This is a genomic window from Providencia vermicola (assembly GCF_010748935.1).
Lineage (GTDB): Bacteria > Pseudomonadota > Gammaproteobacteria > Enterobacterales > Enterobacteriaceae > Providencia > Providencia zhejiangensis.
The window spans coordinates 400,638-423,126 of the sequence record NZ_CP048796.1; the positions used below are offsets into that span (position 1 = coordinate 400,638).

The 22,489-nt window shown below is 43.3% G+C and carries 22 protein-coding genes and 1 riboswitch; of the genes, 7 read left to right on the top strand and 15 right to left on the bottom strand.

Annotated elements, in window-relative coordinates; translation table 11 throughout:
- Window positions 1–234 precede the first annotated feature (234 nt).
- Entirely contained in the window at window positions 235–1,548 is a 1,314-nt protein-coding gene (locus tag G3341_RS01730; protein ID WP_154624785.1) for a uracil/xanthine transporter, read from the top strand.
- Window positions 1,549–1,601: 53 nt separating this feature from the next.
- Here the strand turns inward: G3341_RS01730 and G3341_RS01735 are convergent, their stop codons facing one another.
- From G3341_RS01735 to G3341_RS01795, 13 genes are all read right to left on the bottom strand, one after another.
- The gene (locus G3341_RS01735; protein ID WP_154624786.1) at window positions 1,602–2,252 is read right to left on the bottom strand and encodes a hypothetical protein; all 651 of its coding nucleotides are present in this window, start codon (window positions 2,250–2,252) and stop codon (window positions 1,602–1,604) included.
- A 108-nt stretch (window positions 2,253–2,360) separates the two neighbouring features.
- Window positions 2,361–3,482 carry a 2-iminoacetate synthase ThiH gene (gene thiH, locus G3341_RS01740; protein WP_154624787.1) on the bottom strand — a complete coding sequence of 374 codons (1,122 nt, stop codon included), beginning with the start codon at window positions 3,480–3,482 and terminating at the stop codon, window positions 2,361–2,363.
- On the bottom strand, window positions 3,479–4,249 hold the full coding sequence (locus tag G3341_RS01745) for a thiazole synthase (protein ID WP_154624788.1): 771 nt from the start codon (window positions 4,247–4,249) through the stop codon (window positions 3,479–3,481). The genes thiH and G3341_RS01745 overlap by 4 nt, the downstream gene beginning before the upstream one ends.
- Before the next feature lie 2 nt (window positions 4,250–4,251).
- A complete protein-coding gene (gene thiS / locus G3341_RS01750; protein WP_154624789.1) occupies window positions 4,252–4,452 on the bottom strand; it encodes a sulfur carrier protein ThiS in 201 nt (66 codons plus the stop codon).
- Window positions 4,440–5,198 (bottom strand): HesA/MoeB/ThiF family protein, encoded by a 759-nt coding sequence (locus tag G3341_RS01755; protein ID WP_163860564.1) that lies wholly within the window; start codon window positions 5,196–5,198, stop codon window positions 4,440–4,442. The genes thiS and G3341_RS01755 overlap by 13 nt, the downstream gene beginning before the upstream one ends.
- Before the next feature lie 62 nt (window positions 5,199–5,260).
- A complete protein-coding gene (thiE, locus tag G3341_RS01760; protein WP_154624791.1) occupies window positions 5,261–5,899 on the bottom strand; it encodes a thiamine phosphate synthase in 639 nt (212 codons plus the stop codon).
- Window positions 5,883–7,832: a phosphomethylpyrimidine synthase ThiC gene (gene thiC / locus G3341_RS01765; RefSeq protein ID WP_163860565.1), complete on the bottom strand. Its 1,950-nt coding sequence runs from the start codon at window positions 7,830–7,832 to the stop codon at window positions 5,883–5,885. Before thiC ends, thiE begins: the two co-directional genes overlap by 17 nt.
- A 200-nt stretch (window positions 7,833–8,032) precedes the next feature.
- A riboswitch (TPP riboswitch) is annotated at window positions 8,033–8,144 on the bottom strand.
- A 238-nt stretch (window positions 8,145–8,382) separates the two neighbouring features.
- The gene (locus tag G3341_RS01770; protein ID WP_154624793.1) at window positions 8,383–9,045 is read right to left on the bottom strand and encodes an HAD family hydrolase; all 663 of its coding nucleotides are present in this window, start codon (window positions 9,043–9,045) and stop codon (window positions 8,383–8,385) included.
- Between the two features lie 21 nt (window positions 9,046–9,066).
- Window positions 9,067–10,083, bottom strand: coding sequence for an ABC transporter ATP-binding protein (locus G3341_RS01775; RefSeq protein WP_163860566.1), 1,017 nt, complete (start codon window positions 10,081–10,083; stop codon window positions 9,067–9,069).
- Window positions 10,083–10,901: an ABC transporter permease gene (locus tag G3341_RS01780; RefSeq protein ID WP_154624795.1), complete on the bottom strand. Its 819-nt coding sequence runs from the start codon at window positions 10,899–10,901 to the stop codon at window positions 10,083–10,085. Before G3341_RS01780 ends, G3341_RS01775 begins: the two co-directional genes overlap by 1 nt.
- On the bottom strand, window positions 10,888–11,793 hold the full coding sequence (locus G3341_RS01785) for an ABC transporter permease (protein WP_163860567.1): 906 nt from the start codon (window positions 11,791–11,793) through the stop codon (window positions 10,888–10,890). Before G3341_RS01785 ends, G3341_RS01780 begins: the two co-directional genes overlap by 14 nt.
- On the bottom strand, window positions 11,793–12,611 hold the full coding sequence (locus G3341_RS01790; RefSeq protein ID WP_154624797.1) for an alkaline phosphatase family protein: 819 nt from the start codon (window positions 12,609–12,611) through the stop codon (window positions 11,793–11,795). The genes G3341_RS01785 and G3341_RS01790 overlap by 1 nt, the downstream gene beginning before the upstream one ends.
- A 25-nt stretch (window positions 12,612–12,636) precedes the next feature.
- Complete coding sequence (locus G3341_RS01795; protein ID WP_154624798.1) at window positions 12,637–13,689, bottom strand: ABC transporter substrate-binding protein; 1,053 nt, start codon at window positions 13,687–13,689, stop codon at window positions 12,637–12,639.
- 354 nt (window positions 13,690–14,043) lie between these two features.
- On the opposite strand from G3341_RS01795, the gene nudC reads away from it, so the two are divergent.
- The 6 genes from nudC (at window position 14,044) to G3341_RS01825 (ending at window position 18,725) form a co-directional block, all read left to right on the top strand.
- Window positions 14,044–14,823, top strand: a complete 780-nt coding sequence (gene nudC / locus G3341_RS01800; RefSeq protein ID WP_154624799.1) for an NAD(+) diphosphatase — start codon at window positions 14,044–14,046, stop codon at window positions 14,821–14,823.
- A 222-nt stretch (window positions 14,824–15,045) separates the two neighbouring features.
- The gene (hemE, locus tag G3341_RS01805; protein ID WP_154624800.1) at window positions 15,046–16,110 is read left to right on the top strand and encodes a uroporphyrinogen decarboxylase; all 1,065 of its coding nucleotides are present in this window, start codon (window positions 15,046–15,048) and stop codon (window positions 16,108–16,110) included.
- Between the two features lie 95 nt (window positions 16,111–16,205).
- Window positions 16,206–16,877, top strand: coding sequence for a deoxyribonuclease V (nfi, locus tag G3341_RS01810; protein ID WP_163860568.1), 672 nt, complete (start codon window positions 16,206–16,208; stop codon window positions 16,875–16,877).
- A gap of 74 nt (window positions 16,878–16,951) precedes the next feature.
- Window positions 16,952–17,539 (top strand): YjaG family protein, encoded by a 588-nt coding sequence (locus G3341_RS01815; RefSeq protein ID WP_154624802.1) that lies wholly within the window; start codon window positions 16,952–16,954, stop codon window positions 17,537–17,539.
- Window positions 17,540–17,739: 200 nt separating this feature from the next.
- Window positions 17,740–18,012, top strand: coding sequence for an HU family DNA-binding protein (locus G3341_RS01820; protein ID WP_004924821.1), 273 nt, complete (start codon window positions 17,740–17,742; stop codon window positions 18,010–18,012).
- An 89-nt stretch (window positions 18,013–18,101) separates the two neighbouring features.
- Window positions 18,102–18,725: a DUF1481 domain-containing protein gene (locus G3341_RS01825; RefSeq protein WP_154624803.1), complete on the top strand. Its 624-nt coding sequence runs from the start codon at window positions 18,102–18,104 to the stop codon at window positions 18,723–18,725.
- A gap of 233 nt (window positions 18,726–18,958) precedes the next feature.
- On the opposite strand, the gene purD is transcribed toward G3341_RS01825, so the two are convergent.
- Window positions 18,959–20,242, bottom strand: coding sequence for a phosphoribosylamine--glycine ligase (gene purD / locus G3341_RS01830; protein WP_163860569.1), 1,284 nt, complete (start codon window positions 20,240–20,242; stop codon window positions 18,959–18,961).
- Between the two features lie 19 nt (window positions 20,243–20,261).
- Entirely contained in the window at window positions 20,262–21,851 is a 1,590-nt protein-coding gene (purH, locus tag G3341_RS01835) for a bifunctional phosphoribosylaminoimidazolecarboxamide formyltransferase/IMP cyclohydrolase (RefSeq protein WP_154624805.1), read from the bottom strand.
- Window positions 21,852–22,489: the final 638 nt, after the last annotated feature.

The window sequence follows — 22,489 nt, forward strand, 5'->3', positions numbered from 1 at the left end:
TATTATTTAAATAGCCAAGGCTAATCGAAATAGAATAAAGTTTTAGTAAAATAGGATTAGGTGTGGTTATTTTCTATTTATAACCGAAATCTAAGTATGATTAAAATTTAAAATATACTTATAGTCTTATATGGCGTTATATACGCTATAAAAACCAAAACGATAAGTTAAAAATAATCATTAGAAATTTGATTTAAATGCTACTAGACTGTTAACAAGCAATGATAATAAGTCATGAGGTTTTCAGTGCAAAAAAGTATAATAACAAAGAGTAGTTTTATTTCAGGCTTCCAGTGGTTCTTCTTTATTTTTTGTAACACAGTCGTGATTCCACCTACCTTACAATCGGCTTTTCATTTAACAGCTGAAACCACATTTGTTATCACACAATACGCTTTCTTACTGATCGCTGTGGCTTGTTTAATTCAAGCTTTTTTAGGTCATAAGCGCTCATTGATGGAGGGATCGACAGGGCTATGGTGGGCCACAATATTGACCGTCACCCTCTCGGAATCAATGCAAGGAACCGCTTTAGCAACCATTGGGTGGAGTCTAACCGTCGGTATTTTTTTGTCGGGGATTGTTACCCTCTTAATCGGTATCACAGGTATTGGCAATGGGTTATCCAGTTTGTTCAAACCCGGTGTTTTAGTGGTATTTATGTTTCTCCTTGGAGCCCAATTAGTTTCGATTTTTCTAAAAGGTATGCTCGGGCTTCCATTTGGCGTCATAGATACCAATGTCGAGGTTAATTATCCGGTATTCTTTTTAGCATTCGCGGTGCTAATTTTGGTGATTGCGATGATTGTGTTTTTACCCGCAAGCGTGAGTCAATACGCCTTATTATGTGGAACCATTATTGGATGGATTGCGTATAGTCTGTTATTTGATGGCAAAATTTCAGCCATTTCGGAAGTTAAGTGGGAGTTGTTTCCCTTTGGACGTGCAGATGAAGTCCAACCCAGCATCGTGATCACGGCGATATTGGCCGGTATTTTGAACACGTCAAATACTTTTGGGGCAATACGTGGAAGTGATGTTTTTTATCAGCAAAAGGGATTAACAAAGTCTATTTACCGTCGGAGTTTTGTGGCGTCGGGTGTTTTGACTTTATTTTCGGCTCCGTTAGGTGTGGTGCCATTTTCGCCTTTTGTATCATCTATTGGCTTGATTACACAAACGAAAGACACTTCACGAGTCTCTTTTACTATCGGTAGCGTGTTGTTGTTATTGGTTGGGGCTATCGCCGCATTAACCCAATTTTTTCGCTCATTGCCTCTCGCGATTGGCAGTGCTGTCATGTTAGCAACCTATTTACCCCTGTTATTCTCTTCTTTTTCATTTTTAGCCGAAATTAAACTGAACGCGCGTAATATTTATCGTTTGGCACTTCCCCTGTTTATTGGGATTTTTTTGATGTCAGCACCTGATGCGGTAATGAATTCGCTACCGATGATGTTCAGTTCACTGCTAGGAAATGGTTTGTTAATGGGGATTATTCTGTCATTGATCCTCGAAAACAGCATTAAGTGGGATCATATTCATTAGAAGTGGTAAAAACCTCATTATGTTATTTTTATAATGAGGCTAAAGCCTATTCGCTACAGGGGAGCATAGAGCTCATAACGACCGGTTTGGTAATGAGTAGGAATATAAAAGCGGCCATCAAAGCTATTTTTGTAAGATTTATAACGACCAAACATGCCGGCGGATACTGATGTTGAACGGTACTTAAATGGGTATTGAGTACCATCTAAATAGACGACGGTGATGTGATAATCAGTGATTGGTTGGGTCTGGAGAACTAAGCTATCTTTACTGTTTGCATCCCTTACCATATGAGGAAGGCTATAGTTTACGGCGACCATTTGCCCACGGTAGGAATAGTAGTACCCTTGGATGTTGTGCTTATTCGGAATAGAAAAACGTGCAAAATCCGCATCGGTTATCAAGCCAATAGAATCGAAATACTCACTATAACCTTCGATGGTTATTTCATGATTTTGACTGATAGTAATGACCTGAAAAGGGCGAGTTCCCTTAATCTCTTTTTGTGCCTGTAAGCGAGAGAAGGTCTCTTCTACGGTATATTCCTCGCCATCTATATTTCTGGCCCCTTGAATTTCCGCCATCATTAATTGGACGATTTCTGTTGAAGGTGTTGGATGCTGCCAACGCACATTCGCACAGGCACTCAATAAGCATACTGATAATGCGGCAAAGAGCCACAGAGGCCATTTTTTAGCAGTCATAGTGGATTTGATAATAGTGGAAAGAGAATGCAGTATAGACTGACAAGCCTAGTTAAAAAGTAGCTAAAAAAGGGATAAACCTCATCCATGAAGTTTATCTCTGATAATTTAACGGCCTAGGTAGCCATCCCAATCTTTCCAAACAGGTTGTAATCCTGAACGGATCAGTGATTCGGCAACTTGGGCAGCGCTACGATTATCGTGTGGGGAAAATTGTTCTAATTCCGCATGGTCATCGGCATAGCCGCCCGGTTGTGTTTTGGAGCCCGCACTCACATTATTAATGGCTAGAGGGACAACATGATCGCGGAAATAAGGGGATTCACGAGTGGAAAGTGATAACTCAATATCTGGGGCTAATAAACGAAAGGCACAAATTAGTTGCACGAGTTCAGCTTCATTCATTAAAGAAGCCGGCTCGATGCCACCAGCACAAGGACGTAATCGCGGAAATGAGATTGAATAGCGGCTTTGCCAATAGTGTTTTTGGAGGTAAATCAGATGTTCTGCCACCATATAGCAGTCAGTTCGCCAGCTATTAGACAAACCAATTAATGCTCCGAGTCCTATCTTATCGATTCCGGCCCGTCCTAAACGGTCTGGAGTTTCTAATCGCCAGTGAAAATCCTGCTTTTTACCTTTTAGGTGGTGCAACTGGTAAGCCGGTTCATGGTAGGTTTCTTGATATACCATGACGCCATCTAGCCCTAAAGCTTTAAGTTCGGCATACTCTTCAGTTGCGAGTGGCTGAACTTCCATCATCAAGGAGCTAAAGTAGCTGCGTATAGTAGGCAAGTGTTCACGAAAATAATCCATCCCAACTTTAGATTGATGTTCACCCGTCACCAGTAACAGGCTATCAAAACCGATTTGACGGATCGTTTCGCATTCATTAATGATTTCATGTTTATCTAAGGTTTTTCGTTTAATACGATTACTCATCGAAAAACCACAATAAGTGCAATCATTCGCGCATAAATTTGATAGATATAGCGGGACATAAAATCCGACCGTGTTTCCAAAACGTTGTCGTGTCAACTTTTGAGCTTTCTGTGCCAGCTGTTCAAGAAAAGGACGAGCGGCAGGCGAAAGTAACGCCATAAAATCATTGAGTGTTAGGGTGTCGTTAGCAAGTGCCTGTTGTACATCTTGAGCTGTTTTGGCATAGATTTGTAATGTAAGGTCATCCCAATTGAGCTGTTGCCAGCGTTGACGAAAGCTTGTACTCATTGCAGTGCTCCCAAAAATTCGGTTAAGGGGCTGGATGCTTCAGCATGTTGTTTAGGTCTAGCAAGACCGGCTTGCCGAGCGAGTTCTGCTGCTTCTAGGGAAACTCTAAATGCGTTTGCCATCAGTACCGGATCATTAGCAACGGCAATGGCCGTGTTGACTAATACCGCATCGGCGCCCATTTCAATGGCTTCAAGGGCATGGCTAGGCGCACCAATCCCCGCATCAATGACGACAGGAACGGCGGCTTGCTCGATAATGATCCGTAGCATCTCCTTGGTTACTAACCCTTTATTGGTTCCAATCGGCGCACCTAAAGGCATTACGGCCGCACAACCCACCTCTTCGAGCCGTCGACAGAGAACCGGATCTGCACTGCAATAGGGAAGTACCACAAAGCCTTCTTTGACCAACTGCTCTGCTGCAAGAAGGGTTTCAACGGGATCGGGCAGTAGGTATTTGACATCTGGGTGGATTTCTAACTTTACCCAATTCGTACCTAAAGCTTCCCGAGCAAGCCGTGCCGCGAAAATGGCTTCTTGAGCATTTTTGGCCCCCGACGTGTTGGGGAGTAGTTTTACGCCAAGTTCTTGTAAAGGTTTTAAAATTCCATCGTCATTGCCACGTAAGTCAACACGTTTCATCGCCATAGTAACGAGCTGGCTACCTGATGCCGTTATTGCCGCTTGCATTAAGGTTGGGTTGGCAAATTTCCCTGTTCCGGTAAATAGACGTGATTGAAAAGTGACATCGGCAATTTTTAACATGATTAGCCTCCAGCGATAGCTTGAAACAATAAAATATTGTCTTGATCATTTAGATGGTGTGAATCCCACTGATGACGAGGAATGATAATTTGGTTAATGGCCAAAGCCGTACCAACGGTACTACGTTCTATCGCGGTAAGTAATTGAGACACCGTTAATGGCGCCTCGAACTCCATTGGTTGGTCGTTAATTATAAGGCGCATGTTTCTTCTCGACAGATAGGACATTGAATAGAAGGGGTTAGCTGCAATGTATTCCATTGTTGCTGTTTGCCATCAAATAAACGCAATTTTCCACTTAAAGAGGAAGGTAACCCAACTAATAGCTTAATCGCCTCTAAGGCTTGTAAGGTGCCAATGACACCAACGACAGGCCCAAGAACACCAGCGGTACGACAGTTACGTTGAGGCTCCGTTTGGTCGGGATATAAACAGGCATAACAACCATGATTAAAAGGAGGCTCGAGCACCATTAACTGTCCACCAAACCCAACAGCACTCCCGCTAACGAGTGTTTTATTGGCTATCACACAGGCTTCATTCACAGCATGACGCGTCGCCATGTTATCGCAACAATCGAGGACTAGATCGACTTGCTCGACAAGTGGCAATAAGCTTTGACTATCTAATTTCTTTTGTAAAACATGGGTTGTCACTAATGGATTAAGGTGTTGCAGTCGTTCTGAGGCCAGCTTAGCTTTTGATTGTGGGATGTCTTCGGTACCGTATAAAACTTGCCTTTGTAAATTAGAGAGATGCAATTCATCGTGGTCAGCAAGCCACAATTCACCCACACCAGCAGCTGTCAAATAAAGGGATGCTGGGGCACCTAAACCACCGAGACCAACAATGAGCACTTTACTGTTTTTCAGCTTGGTTTGACCTTCTGGCCCAATATCTTCAAGCAATAGCTGGCGGCTGTAACGCATAAATTCGTGATCATTTAACATGATAAACTCCTCGAATTCACCTACAGCTACAAGAAAGTATGCTGTAGGTTTGATTCAGGTAATCAATGATTTTCTACGAGGCGCAAAAGTGTTTTTGTTGCCTCTAGCCAATCGTCCGCTTTGGTAATTGCACTTACTAAGGCAACACTACCCACCCCAGTTGCGAGTACGGCGGGCACTTTATCGATAGAAATGCCACCGATAGCAACGGTTGGATAGTCTGGAGTCGCCTCCACCATGGCTTTTAGCGTGTTTAATCCTTGAGGAGATGACGGCATTTCTTTAGTTTGTGTCGGGAAAATATGCCCCATCGCAATATAAGAAGGACGCACTGATTTTGCGATGGCGAGTTCATGCTCATCATGGGTTGAGATACCTAAACGTAGCCCTGCTTGATGAATAGCAAGTAGATCGGCGGTTTCTAGGTCTTCTTGACCGAGGTGCACACCATAGGCAGCAAACTCAATGGCTAAACGCCAATAGTCATTGATAAATAACCGTGCATGATGTTTTTTGCCTAAAGCTATCGCTTGTTGGATATCATCACGAACTTCATCTTCACGCTTATCTTTTATACGGAGCTGTATGGTTGTGACGCCTGCATTGAGTAGACGATCAATCCATTCGACAGAGTCGACCACGGGATACAGGCCGAGTCGATGTTCTGTAGGGGCAAAAGGTGTATTAGGCAATTTTGTCATCGGATACGACCTCAGCGCTATGATATAACTCACTACCATGGGCTCGGAAAGCTTCGGACATTTGTTCCATTCCCGCTTCTTTTTGTGCCGCATAGTCACGTACTTCCTGCGAAATTTTCATTGAGCAGAATTTAGGGCCGCACATAGAGCAGAAATGAGCAACTTTCCCAGAAGCTTGCGGTAAGGTTTCGTCGTGATAAGCACGGGCAGTATCAGGATCGAGTGCGAGGTTGAATTGGTCTTCCCAGCGGAACTCAAAACGTGCTTTGGACATGGCATTATCACGAATTTGTGCACCGGGATGGCCTTTGGCAAGATCAGCGGCATGCGCTGCGATTTTATAGGTAATCAACCCTTGCTTAACGTCTTCTTTATTGGGTAAACCCAGATGCTCTTTAGGCGTGACATAACACAGCATTGCGCAACCAAACCAACCAATCATGGCGGCTCCAATGCCTGATGTGAAATGGTCATAGCCCGGTGCAATATCGGTAGTCAAAGGGCCTAATGTATAAAATGGTGCTTCATGGCAGTGCTCAAGCTCTTCAGTCATGTTACGACGGATCATCTGCATTGGCACATGCCCCGGCCCTTCAATCATCACCTGTACATCATATTCCCATGCAATTTTTGTCAATTCACCAAGCGTGTGTAACTCGGCAAATTGTGCAGCATCGTTTGCATCTTGAATGGAGCCAGGGCGTAAACCATCCCCTAATGATAAAGAAACGTCATAAGCCGCACAGATTTCGCAAATTTCACGGAAATTTTCATACAAGAAATTTTCTTGATGATGAGAGAGGCACCATTTCGCCATAATCGAGCCACCGCGAGAGACAATGCCTGTCAAACGCTTCGCGGTCATTGGAACATAACGCAATAATACGCCTGCATGGATGGTGAAGTAATCGACGCCTTGTTCTGCCTGTTCAAGTAACGTATCACGGAACATTTCCCATGTTAGGTTTTCGGCGACACCATTGACTTTCTCTAATGCTTGATAAATAGGAACAGTACCGATAGGCACAGGGCTATTGCGTAGAATCCATTCGCGAGTTTCATGAATATAGCGTCCAGTAGACAGATCCATCACGGTATCTGCCCCCCAGCGAGTAGACCAAATCAGTTTCTCGACTTCTTCTTCAATGGATGAAGTGACCGATGAGTTACCGATATTGGCATTCACCTTCACTAAGAAGTTACGGCCGATAATCATGGGCTCTGATTCAGGGTGATTGATATTGGCGGGTATGATGGCACGACCCGCTGCGACTTCTTGACGAACGAATTCAGGCGTGATGTTTTCCGGTAGATTCGCCCCAAAACTTTGTCCTGGATGCTGCTGCCTTAATACCTCACCACGAATACGTTCACGGCCCATATTTTCACGAATGGCGATAAATTCCATTTCCGGGGTAATAATACCTTGGCGAGCATAGTGTAACTGAGTGACACGCTTGCCAGAGATCGCTTTTAATGGGCGAGGGCGATGATTAAACCTTAAATGGTCTAGCCCCGCATCAGCGAGTCGCTGTTGTGTAAAATCAGAGCTGAGATTATCAACCTGAACAGTATCATTACGTTCGCGGATCCAACCTTCACGGATCTTTTTTAATCCTTTATGGACATTCAGTTCCGAGTCTGGGTCACCATAAGGACCCGACGTATCATAAACGGGCACCGCTTCATTATCTTCAAATTGTGGATTATCTTTATCACCACCAATCAGTGTTGGCGAGAGTTGAATTTCTCGCATAGGTACCTGAATATCCTCTCTCGATCCCGTTAAATAGATACGTTTGGAATTAGGGAATGAGACGCCAGAAACCGTGTTAATGAAGTTCTCAGCAGCATCACGTTGCGCTTTTCGCGTTCGTGCAGGTGCAGCTTTAGGTGAAAGGTCAGTTGTAGGGATAATATTATTTTGGGACATAGCAATTTCCTGACATTGTCACGAACGATTATGCGGTATGCATAGCGTTCTGGTTTATCGTAAGAAAGTTGCTTGTCTGGAGTTCGGATGGAGTAATAGTAAGATGTTGCGCTTTCATTTTGCTGTGCTGTTAGTTTCGCCATATTGTGAGTTTTTTCATCAATATCAATATGAGCTGCGAAATAAACAAAATTGGGCGCTAAATGATTACTCTTGTTCCCTTCGCGGGTATTAACCCGATCAGGTTCCGCGGATCCCGAATTAACGGTCTCAGCTCGTGGTATACACCACTGAGCACTCCGACAAGAGACTCCAGTATAGTGTTCTCTGGGTTATTCTCAAGCATTTTCCTTGTCATCCTTCACACGATCAGTGTGTTGGCTACGCTCAGCGACCCAAGTCACATACGTGTGTATGCTCCTTGGGATATCTTTGCTTTCCTATATGCGCTTTAGAGGAAGTGACATATGCGTGGTTTCGAGGAATGGCATATACATGGCTTAAAGGAAAAGAATATTTTAATAATGGCGTATTCAAACTAAAAATAAGGTTAAAGTTGCCACGTATATTGTCGCCAGTTATTTTCTTCCGCTGCCCGTTGTAGTTTTTGATCGCCATTAACAATAAACACTTCATCCGCAAATTGACACATAGGAAGGTCGTTAGCGGAATCAGTATAAAAATAGATATAGGCATCGGTAATTGGCTGGTGGCGGATCCACTGGAGGAGCCGTTTGACTTTACCTTCTTTAAATGTCGCAATACCTTCGACTTCATCGGTATAGCAGCCATTTTGCTGCTTTATATCGATCCCCATTACAACGTCAGCGCCTAAACGTTCGGCGATTTTTTTCACAATAAATGAGACTGTTGCGGAGATCACTATGATCGGAATGCCGTGTTGTCGATAATTTTCGATAGTACGGATCCCTTCAGGGTAGATGCGTGGTACCACCATAGTGTCAACAAAATCGGCTAACCAGAGATCAATTTGTGAGGTACTGATCCCAGCTAAAGCCTGTAGGCTAAAACGCAGGTAAGTTGCCATATCCAGCGTACCCGCATTGTATTGTGCCATCATCTGTTTATCCGCTTCGACAAAGCGAGGATCTGTGATAATTTGCTGATCCCACAGGTATTGTGTCCACAACACGCTACTATCACCTTGAATTAAGGTCTCATCTAAATCAAAAACGGCTAATTTATTTTGCATTATGCCTCTTTTTACGATTCGCTAACTAAATGCACGAATTTCATTCTTGTTAAACATTAACTCTAGGCGAGTACCGGGTTCAAAGAGTCGTTCAGACGAACGATTAAGCAAATCAACCGTCATGTTACCCGCTGCCGTATTGACTGAGTAACGAATAATGTTTCCTAGTAGTTGATGATCAAGAATGATTGCATCAACAGGGTGTGAAATATGATCGCCGTAGTGGCGTCCTGTCTCCTTAACATAGATGGATTCAGGGCGAATAGCGAGTGTGCCTTGTAAATTTAGCCCCAATAAGGCATTCGCTTTATCTGCATCAACAAGGTTATAGTGACCCATAAAACGTGCCACAAACTCATTCGCTGGCTGGGTATAAATATTTTCAGCGGTATCACTCTGGATAATAGCGCCTTTATTCATTAAAAAGATGCGATCAGACATGATCATCGCTTCGTCTTGATCATGAGTCACAAAAATCGTCGTGAGTTTTAATTCACGTTGAATATGGCGAATCTGTTGTCGCAGATGTTTACGAATACGTGCATCAAGTGCTGATAATGGCTCATCTAAGAGTAAAATCTGTGGTTTCATCACCAGTGCTCGTGCAAGGGCTACCCGCTGACGTTGTCCCCCTGAAAGCTGATGAGGAAACTGATGTTCTTTACCTTGTAATTCAACCATTTCAATAACTTCTGCTACTGCTTTTCTTCGTTCCTGACACTCTACTTTGCGCATTTTTAAGCCGAAAGCGATGTTATCTTCAATAGTCATATTCGGAAATAAGGCATAGCTTTGAAAAACCATACCGATCCCACGTTGCTGAGCAGCTTGGTGGGTTATATTTTGACGATTAATATACAGCTCACCATGATCCGGTTGTTCGAGTCCTGCAATACAGCGTAATAATGTCGATTTTCCGCAGCCACTGGGCCCGAGTAAGGTGATGAATTCACCTTTTTCAATTGTGAATTGGATATTTGAGAAGACGTGATTTTGGCCGAATGATTTACTCAAATTTTCAGCAATGACATAACTCATTATTTATCTCCAGAGCGACTCATTCGAGTTGCTAACCATGTGAGAAGCAATGTAAATAGGAAATAAGACATCACTAACGCAGAGGTAAAATGCCCACTGGTTTGACGCATATTAAATAGATAGATTTGCAGGGTTTCATAACGTGTACCGACCAAAATGTTGGCAAAGACGAATTCACCCATTAAAAATGAAAATGAAATTAATAGAGATACCAATAGGCCTTTACGAATATTCGGTAACACAATCAATAAAAAAGCCTTGAAAGTACTTGCACCTAACAAATGTGCCGCATCCATCAAATCATGCAGGTTGATCCCTTGAAAACTGTTTGCTAACGCACGGTACATAAAAGGTAGGGTGATAGTGAAATAAGTACCGATGAGTATCCACGGAGTGCCGACCAACATAAAAGGTTCATCGGCAAAAATTTGTAATAATCCGACGGATGAAACCACCGGTGGAATTGCAAAAGGAAGAATAATCAGGAGATCCATCAATCCTTTTAGTTTCGGGAAACGATAAAACACGGCAAATGTCATCGGTAAAATAACTAGCGTACTCACCAACAGCGTGCCGAAACAGATAATCAGAGAGCGTCCGAAGGCCAACAAAAATCGAGGGTCTTGCCAGAGTTGTAAATACCATTTTAGCGAGAGGGCATCGGGTAACACCGTTGCTCCCCATTGTGTCGCGATAGAATAAATAAATGTCGCCACGATAGGCAGGGCAAGCAGGCTCGCGACGCTAATCAGGATTAATTTATGTAACCAAAGGCCAGACGTTTGGTGTGATTTGGTCGTAAGGCTATAACTTGGCATGATAGCTCCGTTTTAACAGCCAATGATGGATGGCGGTGATAAAACCAAGGATCGCAATCAGCAATACCGATAATGCAGCCGCCATATTAGGCTCTAAGTAGAGGTCACCTGATACAAGGCTAGCGATACGAATCGTAATTAGGTTGTAGTTTCCACTCGTCAGTGCGTAAGTACTGGCATAGGCTCCAACCGCATTAGCGACTAAAATAATAAATGTACCGAGTAATGCAGGCGCGAGGACAGGGATTGCGACTTTGCACCAGTAGGCCAATTTACTGGCTCCCATTGTTTTGGCGGCATCTTCCCATTCCGGTTTTAGCGCATCAAAAGCAGGGTAGAGTAATAGGATCCCAAGTGGAATTTGAAAATAAATATACAGTACCATTAACCCACTAGCGCTATAGATATTGAACTCTTCAATGATCCCCCACGCCTTGAGTTGTAAAGTAATCGCACCGTTAAAACCGAGAATAATGATAAAGGCAAACGCGAGGGGGACACCGCTGAAATTACTGGCCATGGTAGTAAAAGAGATCATCATGCTGCGAATTCGCCCCTGCATTTTATAAATAGAAAAGGCAGTGATAGCGGAAACGAGCAACCCAACGATACTACAAATGACTGATAGCCATAATGTATTTTCAAAGGCCTGCAAATAAAAATCGTTGCTAACAATCTCAGCATAATTCGCAAAAGACCAACTTTCTTCATAGATAAAACTATTAACCAATACCCAAATCATTGGTGCGATTTGAAATAGACAAAATAAAATGAAAAAAGGCACGGTTAAAAGTGCCGCTTGCCAGCGCAAACGCGAGAAACATTTTTTGCCCATCAGTATTCTCCCCAGCGGGGAGCTGGCTTGCTCACAAGGGGGGCTAACATCCGCCATTAGTTACCTCCTACCAATAATTCGTTACAGACTTGTTTATCTGCATGATCAATATTGAGTAGAGTACAAATGGTTCCACAGAGCGCGGTTTGTTCAATATGGCATTGCGCATGATGTGAAAACTTATCCCCAATAACAAACAATGGAACATGTCGTTCTTCTGGGAGTATGCCGCCATGGCTATGATCCTTATTCATACCATGATCGCTGGTAATGATGATTTGATAGCCTTGCTCAATCCATGTTGGGAGATAATTCGCGAGGATAATATCCGCCTTCCGTGCACTATTACGATATTGTGAGGAGTCCAGTCCGAATTTATGGCCGGTATCATCAATATTCATTGGATGGATCAATAAGAAATCAGGATGATATTGGGTACGTAGATATTCAGCATCGACGAACAGATGATCATCGGGGTAATGATCCGCTTGATAAAAGCAGCCATATTGAATTGCGAGTTGTGTATCGCAAGTAAAGCGGTCTCGAGTGGCGACAAAAGGCGCTCTATTGTACAGTTCACTAACCCAATAATAGGCCGCAGCGGCAGTGGTTTTTTCTGCTTTTCGTGCAAGTGAAAAAATACTTTCAAAGTGGGATAAACGTACGATGTCATTATTGACAATGCCGCTATTTGCAGGAGAAATCCCCGTCAAAATGCATTCATATAGAGGCCGAGACATCGAGGGCAACTCACTCTCCATTTTATAAAGCGTGGCTTGGTCAGCTTCAATCAATGCATTGAGATAGCCCATGCAATCATGGGCTACTGAATAGGTTAGGCCGTCAAGGACAACAAGTATAACTTTATCAGACATAAGAAATTTTATTCCTAAAGGCACATTATTGCTGGTGAATTAAGACTTGTTGTTGCCACATTTTGGGTAATGTGCGAGAAGATTTTTCCCACCCTTCGGCATCTTTAATGGGGTGCACATTCTTATATTGTTCATCCGGTAACAATTTAGCTTTAATATCATCGGGTAATGTTAGATATTCGGCACGAATAGGACGCGCATAACCTTCCGCTAAATTGATTTGTCCCTTGTCACTAAAGATAAATTCACGCGCTAATTTTGCTGCATTAGGGTTTTTTGCATATTTATTAATGATGGTGGTGTAGCCAGAAATAACAGAGCCATCAGAGGGAATGACAACCGTAAAACGATCACGATTGATTTGGTCACGATAATTTAGCGCATTGAAATCCCAGAGGATACCAACTTCAACTTCGCCTTTTTCGATATTGGCGACCGTAGGATCATTAACGGATAGACGTTTTTGTTTGGCTAATTCACCAAAAAACTCGATAGCAGGCTGTAAATTGTTTTCATCACCACCACGAGCAAAAGCAGCGGCTAAGACAGCATTATTCGCTTGGGCGGCAATACCCACATCACCCACAGTCACTCTATATTTGCCTTTCAATAGATCATCCCAACTTTTTGGGGCATCTTTGACGAGATCGTTGTTAATCATAAAGGCGATCGTTCCAGTATAAGCGAGGGCCCAGTGACCCTCTTTATCTTTTGCCCAATCAGGAATTTGTGACCATGTGGTAGGTTTGTAAGGCTGAGTAACCCCTTTTAGTACGGCAACAGGGCCAAATGATGCACCCACATCACCAATATCGGCAGTGGCGTTGTTTTTCTCTGCGGCAAACTTTGCAATTTCTTGTGCAGAGCTCATGTCCGTATCTTGATGTTTCAATCCGTAGGTTTTTTCGAGATCTTGCCAAGTTCCTTTCCAGTTAGCCCAAGTGTCTGGCATACCAACACTGTAAACTTGTCCTTCTTGTTTGGCTGCATTAATTAATGGGGTTAAATCAGCATCATTCGCTAAAGCAAGGCTTGATGTTGTTAGAGAAATCAAAACAGCAGGTACGATCGCTTTCATTTTCTTCTCACTATAGTGGAGGCGTATTGGTTAATTAGCATGCTAATTTTCTAACGTGACAGTGAGTTGACGGTTTTGTGACACTTTTTCGATATTTTGTGGAAGAAATTGTCTAAAAAGTGTCAAAAATAACCACTAAAAATGACGCATTACATCGTATTAGGCCACGCGTTTTTACATCCATTCATGACGTTAACTACCGACAGCGTATAGATCATGGATTGACGGCGTGCACGCTCCCTTTTTCACTAGCAGCGATAGTGTGATGCTTCATTTACAGGTTGCCTAGTTGCTCCTCCAGATATTTAATAGAGAAAGAGTAAAAATTGTTTATATCAATAAAAGATGTGAAAAATGAAAAAAGTAACATTAGTTGGAACAGAGCAAGGCTGGTGGTTTGTTTGTTTTGCTGGGCGTTTATGGCTACCACAAGGCGATGTGCCGCATGGAACGGCAAGTGACTGGTTATTATCCGGAAAAATTGCAACGCCGATTGGTGAGTGGCAAGGTGAAACCGTTTGGCTGATTGCTGAAAAAATGCCAGCAGATATGGCATCGCCTCGTTTGGTCGCTTCACAAGATGAAGGGTTGTTTCGTTTAGCAGGAAGAGGGGTACAACTCGCGGAATTTTACCGTTCACATCGCTATTGTGGATACTGTGGAACGGCGATGCGCCATAGTACAACCGAATGGGCATGTCTTTGTGACCATTGTCATGAGCGCTACTATCCACAAATTGCTCCTTGCATTATTGTCGCTATTCGTCGTGATGACCACATATTACTGGCTCAGCATCGTCGCCATACTCAAAACCCTCTCTTTACTGTGCTTGCGGGGTTTGTTGAAGTCGGTGAAACATTAGAAGAAGCTGTTGCGCGCGAAGTCATGGAAGAAAGTGGTATCAAAGTTCGCCATATTCGCTATGTGTCTTCTCAGCCTTGGCCATTTCCACACTCTTTGATGATGGGGTTTCTTGCCGATTATGAAAGCGGTGAAATCAACGTTGATCCGAAGGAATTAGTCAGTGCTGGGTGGTATCACTACAACAATTTACCGAAAATCCCTCCGAGTGACACTATTGCGAGACGTTTAATTGAGGATACCGTGGCACTCTGTCGCCAAGAGGACTATTGAGCGCCTAAATTGCCTAGGCGCTGATATTGTTATCTTTAACATGATATACTGAGCTTGCTTCAAGTTGTCGTGTTGTTGACTATGTTCATGTGTTTGCGTTGTATAACTATCAATGATCGAGTGACTCACCCTCTTGTTGCTTAGCAGCATCTCAAATTTTTGGAGTATACGAGTGTCACCCTTAGCCATTTGCGGCGGCCACTGATTATAATGGAGTAAATAATGACTGAGTTGAAAAATGACCGCTATCTACGTGCCTTGCTACGTCAGCCTGTAGATACCACCCCTGTATGGATGATGCGTCAAGCAGGGCGTTACCTACCGGAGTACAAAGCAACTCGCGCACAGGCTGGTGATTTTATTTCTCTGTGCAAAAACACTGAACTGGCCTGTGAAGTGACACTTCAGCCATTACGCCGTTTTCCATTAGATGCTGCAATTCTCTTTTCTGATATTCTGACTATTCCCGATGCAATGGGGCTTGGTCTCTATTTTGAGACAGGGGAAGGTCCTCGTTTCAAAAAGCCCATTACGAGCCTGAGTGATATTAAAAAGATTCCTGTGCCTGACCCTGAAATGGAACTGGGTTATGTGATGGATGCGGTTAGAGCGATCCGTAAAGCGCTGAATGGCGATGTACCTCTTATTGGTTTTTCGGGAAGTCCTTGGACCCTTGCCACTTACATGATTGAAGGTGGAAGCAGTAAAGCATTCACTAAAATCAAAAAAATGATGTATGAAGAGCCAAATGCCCTTCACTTATTGCTCGATAAGCTAGCGGATAGCGTTATTTTATATTTAAATGCGCAAATTCGTGCGGGTGCTCAATCGGTGATGATCTTTGACACATGGGGTGGTGTACTGACAAAGCGTGATTACCAACAATTCTCGCTCCACTATATGCATAAGATCATTGATGGCCTACAGCGTGAAAACGAAGGTCGCCGTGTCCCTGTGACGTTATTTACAAAGGGGGGCGGGCAATGGCTAGAAGAGATGGCGGCAACGGGTTGTGATGCTTTAGGATTGGATTGGACAACGGAAATTGCCGATGCGCGCCGTCGTGTTGGTGATAAAGTTGCATTGCAGGGCAATATGGATCCATCAATGTTATATGCGCCAGTACCGCGCATCGAAGAAGAAGTTAAAAATATACTTGCGGGCTTTGGTCAAGGTAATGGGCATGTCTTTAACTTAGGCCATGGTATTCATCAAGATGTTCCGCCTGAGCATGCGGGAGCATTCGTAGAAGCCGTTCATCGTTTTTCACGTCAATACCATCAATAGTTGATCGGTTTTTAAACAGCGTACTGATATATTCTTGTAAGTACGCTGTTATCTTCTATCATTAATCGTTAATCATATTTAGTATTGAGTTCACCATGACAATAGATACCCACTTGTTGCGACAACAGCAAATAGAAAACGCACAACGGGTTGTATTACGTGATGAGGATTTACAACCGACTTTGATTGGTGGAGCCGATGTTGGTTTTGAACAACAAGGCGCTATCACACGTGCGGTGATAGCGGTTTTATCTTGGCCCGACTTACAATTGGTTGAATATCAGATTGCACGAATACCGACTCAGTTACCTTATATCCCTGGATTACTCTCTTTTCGTGAAGTGCCCGGGTTGGTAGCGGCTTGGGAACAACTCAATCATAAACCTGAATTAGTGTTAGTTGATGGGCAAGGAATCGCTCATCCTCGACGTTTTGGTGTTGCATGCCATTTTGGCTTACAGGTTGATATTCCCACAATCGGGGTTGCTAAAAGTCGATTGTATGGCGACTATACATTGGTCGATGAGGAAAAAGACAGTGTCCAACCACTGACCCATGGAGAAGAACCACTTGGATGGGTGCTGAGAAGCAAAAAGCGTTGTAACCCACTGTTTATTTCGCCAGGTCACAAAGTGAGTGTTGACTCTTCCTTAAAATGGGTCGAAGGTTGTTTGAAGGGCTACAGACTCCCAGAGCCAACACGTTTTGCGGATGGAATTGCCTCGAATCGAGCGTTTTTTGAGCGAATGAAAGGGAAATCTAGCTAATTATCAGCAAAATATGTGGCATTGTCCGATTTTCAGGTAAACTGCGAAGCATTAAGATTGATGAGTCAGAAATTATGTTAAGAAATCCCATTCATTTGAGGTTGGAAAAACTAGAAAGCTGGCAACATGTTACTTTTATGGCATGCTTGTGCGAAAGAATGTACCCCAATTTTCAAATGTTTTGCCAACAAAGTTCGTTTGCTGATGCAAAAGTTTACCGCGCCATACTTGATTTGGTTTGGGAAACACTGGTCGTAAAAGATAGCAAAATTAATTTCGACAATCAGTTAGAAAAATTAGAGGAAATCATCCCATCGGCTGATGATTTTGACATGTATGGCGTTTATCCAGCGATTGATGCTTGTATTGCCTTAGGCGAAGTCATTCACTCTAAATTAAGCGGTGAGACCCTGAGTCATGCTATTGCGGTTAGTGAAGTGTCGATTCGTACCGTTGCTATGCTCGAAATGACGCAAGCCGGAAAGGAAATGTCAGAGCAGGAACTAAAAGAATTATCCTCTGTTGAGGAAGAATGGGATATCCAGTGGGAAATTTTCCGTTTACTGGCTGCCTGTGAAGAGCGAGACTTAGAGTTAATTAATGGATTAAAAGCTGACCTCCGCGAGGCGGGAGTCAGTAATATTGGCATTGCAATCAGCTAATTTTCGCGTTTTCATTGATAAAACGTGACTTAGAGCAGTAATGCTGATGACTAAGACTTCACATTTGCCCCTAGACTGGTCTACATTTAGGGGCAAGAAGAGAAGTGGCTATCGGGGGCGTGTATCAGGGGCTGTCAATTTGGCATATCCGACGCACTCGATGCTTTGCAAACGATAAACACACTGTGTAAGGATAATTTATGAACAAGACTGAATTAGTTGATGCTATCGCAGAATCAGCAGATCTGACTAAAGTACAGGCAAAAGCAGCATTAGAATCAACACTGAATGCTATCTCAGAAACGCTGAAAAAAGGCGAGCAAGTACAACTGGTCGGTTTCGGTACTTTCAAAGTCAGCCACCGTGCAGAGCGTACCGGTCGTAACCCGCAAACTCGCGAAGAAATCACTATCCCAGCAACTAACGTTCCTGCTTTCTCTGCCGGTAAAGCACTGAAAGAAGCGGTAAAATAAGAAAGTTGCAAACAAGAATTATCAGGAGGGGGAGACTACGACCCCTTTTGTTCATTCGGAAAGGGTTGCTGGTATTGGGAGCACTCTCAATGCTCAGCGCCTGTTCTTCTCGCTCTAACTTCCCTGAATTTAGTGCAAGTGGATTTATCGCTGATAATGGCGTAATCCGTATGTGGCGTCTGAACGATGCTAAACATGATCCTCAAGTGCTAATGGTGGTTTACAGCCCCTATAAAGGCACCGATACCTCAGTTAATTTCTTTGAATACCGTTCAGGTCAGCTTTGGCAAATCCGTAGCCAGATCTTAAATGCAGGCGAACAAGAAATCATGGAACAGCTTCGCTTTGATAAAAACGATGATGTCGTTTTTATGCAACGCGTAGAAAAAGATCGCAAAACAGCCCTGTCGTCTGATGATATTATCCGCTGGCGTTTTGAAGCGAAACGTATTCTCGATATTAATACAGCCCTAGTTGTTGGTGATGTTAAGTTGTATCAAGGTCACTGGTCACAAGACAAAGTGGTTACTTGTGAAGGCGATACCAAAAAAGTCATCTTTGAGCCTTATGCTCAGAATTGGTTAGAAAATCGGGCAAAGGTGTGGCATAAACAATTAAATATTGCTTGGTTGGAATCGCCCGAAGGAAATCAGCTTTTGATGGTAGCAGATACGGATTTTTGTCGCTGGCAACCTAGTAAAGATTCATTGTAATCTCACCGCTTGTCGTCTTGCGTATTCTCACGTTGTTGGCTTCAGCAACTCACCCCCCAGTCACATACCTGTGTGTACTCCTGAAGATAAGTTACTGTGCCGCCTAGTTAGGCTACGAAATACTTAGAGCTTTTGTCTGTTAGAAACAAAAACAGAAATACAATAAAAAAGCTGATAAAGCGGTTTTGTTGAAACCTGTTTATCAGCTTAATGGACTGAGTTTTTTGTGGTCGTTACTTCAAACGTGCAATGGCACGATAGCCAATATCTTTACGGTAAAAACTGCCATCCCAATGGATATTTGCCGCGGCTTGATAGGCTTTTTGCTGGGCTTGAGCAATATCATTACCGAGGGCTGTAACACACAGTACGCGCCCGCCAGCCGTCACGACATCGCCATCTTTCAGTTTTGTTCCCGCATGGAACACTTTGCTATCTGTCGCTTCTTCGGTTGGTAAACCGAGGATCACATCACCGTTACGATAGTCGCCAGGGTAACCACCCGCAGCAATAACAATGCCTAATGCAGGGCGCTCATCCCATGATGAACCCTTACCTGCTAACTCACCTTTTGCGCCAGCAAGACATAATTCAACGAGATCGGATTGTAGACGCATCATAATTGGCTGAGTTTCAGGATCACCAAAACGGCAGTTAAACTCGATAACTTTTGGATTGCCTGCTTTGTCAATCATGAGTCCTGCATAGAGGAAACCTTGATAGCGATGACCTTCTGCATCCATCCCTTGCACTGTTGGATAGATAACTTGTTCCATAACGCGTTGGTGGATCTCATCTGTCACAACAGGAGCGGGGGAATATGCCCCCATACCGCCAGTATTCAATCCGGTATCACCATCACCAACACGTTTGTGATCTTGACTGGTTGCCATAGGAATAACATTTTCACCATCCACCATGACGATAAAACTGGCTTCTTCGCCATCAAGGAATTCCTCAATAACGATACGATGACCTGCATCACCAAATGCATTACCCGCAAGCATATCCTGTACGGCATCTTTAGCTTCTTCGAGCGTCATCGCGACGATCACACCTTTACCCGCAGCAAGTCCATCGGCTTTAATTACGATGGGGGCACCGACTCTATCTAAGTAGGCTAATGCTGGTTCTACCTCGGTAAAATTTTGATAGGCAGCGGTTGGAATATTATGGCGAGCTAAGAAGTCCTTAGTAAAAGCCTTAGAGCCTTCTAGCTGAGCCGCTCCTTGAGTCGGCCCAAAAATGGTTAGGCCTGCTTTTTGAAATGCGTCAACCACCCCAAGTACTAAAGGCGCCTCAGGCCCAACAATGGTTAAGCCAATTTGCTTTTCTTTTGCAAACGTTAATAAACCATCAATATCAGTTGCAGAAATAGCAACATTTTCCAGTGATGGTTCTAATGCAGTACCTGCATTACCTGGAGCGACATAAACTTTATCTGCAAGCGGAGATTGTGCCGCTTTCCACGCTAAAGCATGTTCGCGGCCGCCACCACCAATAATTAAAATATTCATACTGTTACCCCACGTTAAATTAATGGCGGAAATGACGCATATTCGTGAAAATCATGGCAATACCATGTTCGTTAGCGGCATCAATGACTTCGTTATCGCGAATAGAGCCTCCAGGCTGGATCACACAAGTGACACCAACTGCTGCTGCTGCATCAATACCATCTCGGAATGGGAAAAAGGCATCAGATGCCATTGCACAACCTGCGACTTCTAAGCCTTCATCGGCGGCTTTGATACCCGCTATTTTGGCTGAGTAGACTCGACTCATTTGGCCTGCACCAATTCCAATTGTCATATCGTTTTTGGCATACACAATCGCATTGGACTTCACAAATTTAGCCACCTTCCAGCAGAACATAGCATCTTTTAATTCACGTTCAGTCGGTTGACGTTTTGTGACTACACGTAGCTCATCGGCCTGAACCATGCCTAAATCACGATCTTGTACTAGCAAACCGCCATTAACACGTTTGAAATCTAGCCCCGCAATAGGTTTATTCCACTCTCCACAGGTCAGAACTCGAACATTTTGCTTTGTTGCTAATATAGAAAGCGCATCGTCTGCAACGGTTGGCGCGATAATGACTTCAACGAATTGACGTTCAATAATGGCTTCGGCGGTCGTTTTATCTAGCATACGGTTAAATGCGATAATGCCACCAAAAGCCGAAGTTGGATCGGTTTTAAATGCACGTTCATACGCCGCGTGGATGTTGTTACCGATTGCAACACCACAAGGGTTAGCGTGTTTGACTATCACACACGCAGGCTCTTCAAAAGATTTTACGCATTCCAAAGCGGCATCTGTGTCCGCTATATTATTATAAGACAATGCCTTGCCTTGGATCTGTGTCGCTGTTGCGATAGACGCTTCTTGAGGATTTTCTTCTATATAGAAAGCGGCATCTTGATGGCTGTTTTCGCCATAGCGCATATCTTGTTTTTTAATGAAGTTTAAATTCAAGGTACGAGGAAAGCGTCCGGAAGGCTGTGTTGTATCACCATAATAAGGAGCGACTAGCTCACCAAAATAGTTAGCAATCATGCTGTCATACGCAGCGGTATGTTCGAATGCTTTAATTGCAAGGTCAAAACGTGTGGACCAATTTAATGAATTATCGTGATTATCGAGTTCTTCTATGATTTTTTCGTAATCAAGGCAGTTAACAACAATCGCGACATCTTTATGGTTTTTAGCCGCAGAGCGAACCATTGTTGGCCCACCAATATCGATGTTCTCAACAGCATCTTCTAAAGTGCAATTAGGTTTGGCAACTGTTTGTGCGAATGGATATAAATTTACAACGACCATATCTATCGGCTCGATAGCATGCTGTTGCATGATTGCATCATCTATACCTCGGCGGCCTAAAATACCGCCATGCACTTTAGGGTGTAGTGTTTTTACTCGCCCATCCATCATTTCAGGGAACCCCGTATAGTCTGAAACTTCGGTAACGTTTAACCCTGACTCTGCAAGCAGTTTTGCGGTTCCACCGGTAGAGAGCAGTTCAACACCTCGCTGAGAAAGCGCCTTAGCGAATTCAACAACACCTGTTTTATCAGAAACACTGAGAAGGGCACGACGAATAGGACGAAGCTGTTGCATGAGATAGATCCCTTGGATAAGAAAGCAATAAAACCGTAAGAGTTAGTGGAAAGAGTAAAATGACTCTTCTTATATATCTATTGTGTGTTGCCATCGCTTAAATGCATCAACATCGTAATAGATAGAGATAACCTACTAACAATTTCAGAACATAAAAACAAAATCAACGATGAATTTTCAGGCTAATTGTAACGCAAACGTTTGCGTAATGCGCGTTATATTTTAATTATTTTTATGATTGTGGATAACATTGTGAATGAGACTGTATAAGGGGGTGTTTTGCTGTGGAATGCATCAATCAAACAAAAAAGTGAAAAAAAGAGTTGCCAGAATTTCCTGACTCCCTATAATGCGCATCCGTTGTCACGACAAACCGCTTCGGTGGTCAGGTTGAAAAAGAAACCCTCGTGATGACTGAGGTGAAAAAGAGAGAAAAAGTTGAAAATAATCACTTGACTTTCTGACAGAAAAACGTAGTATACGACACCTCGCGACAACAACCTAAACGGTTAATATCGAAAGATAAAGTCGCAACGCTCTTTAACAATTTATCAGACAATCTGTGTGGGCACTCACAGGACACTATCAAAAAAATATTTGATTTTAAGTCTTGAAGAGTGACTAACACGTTAATTCAT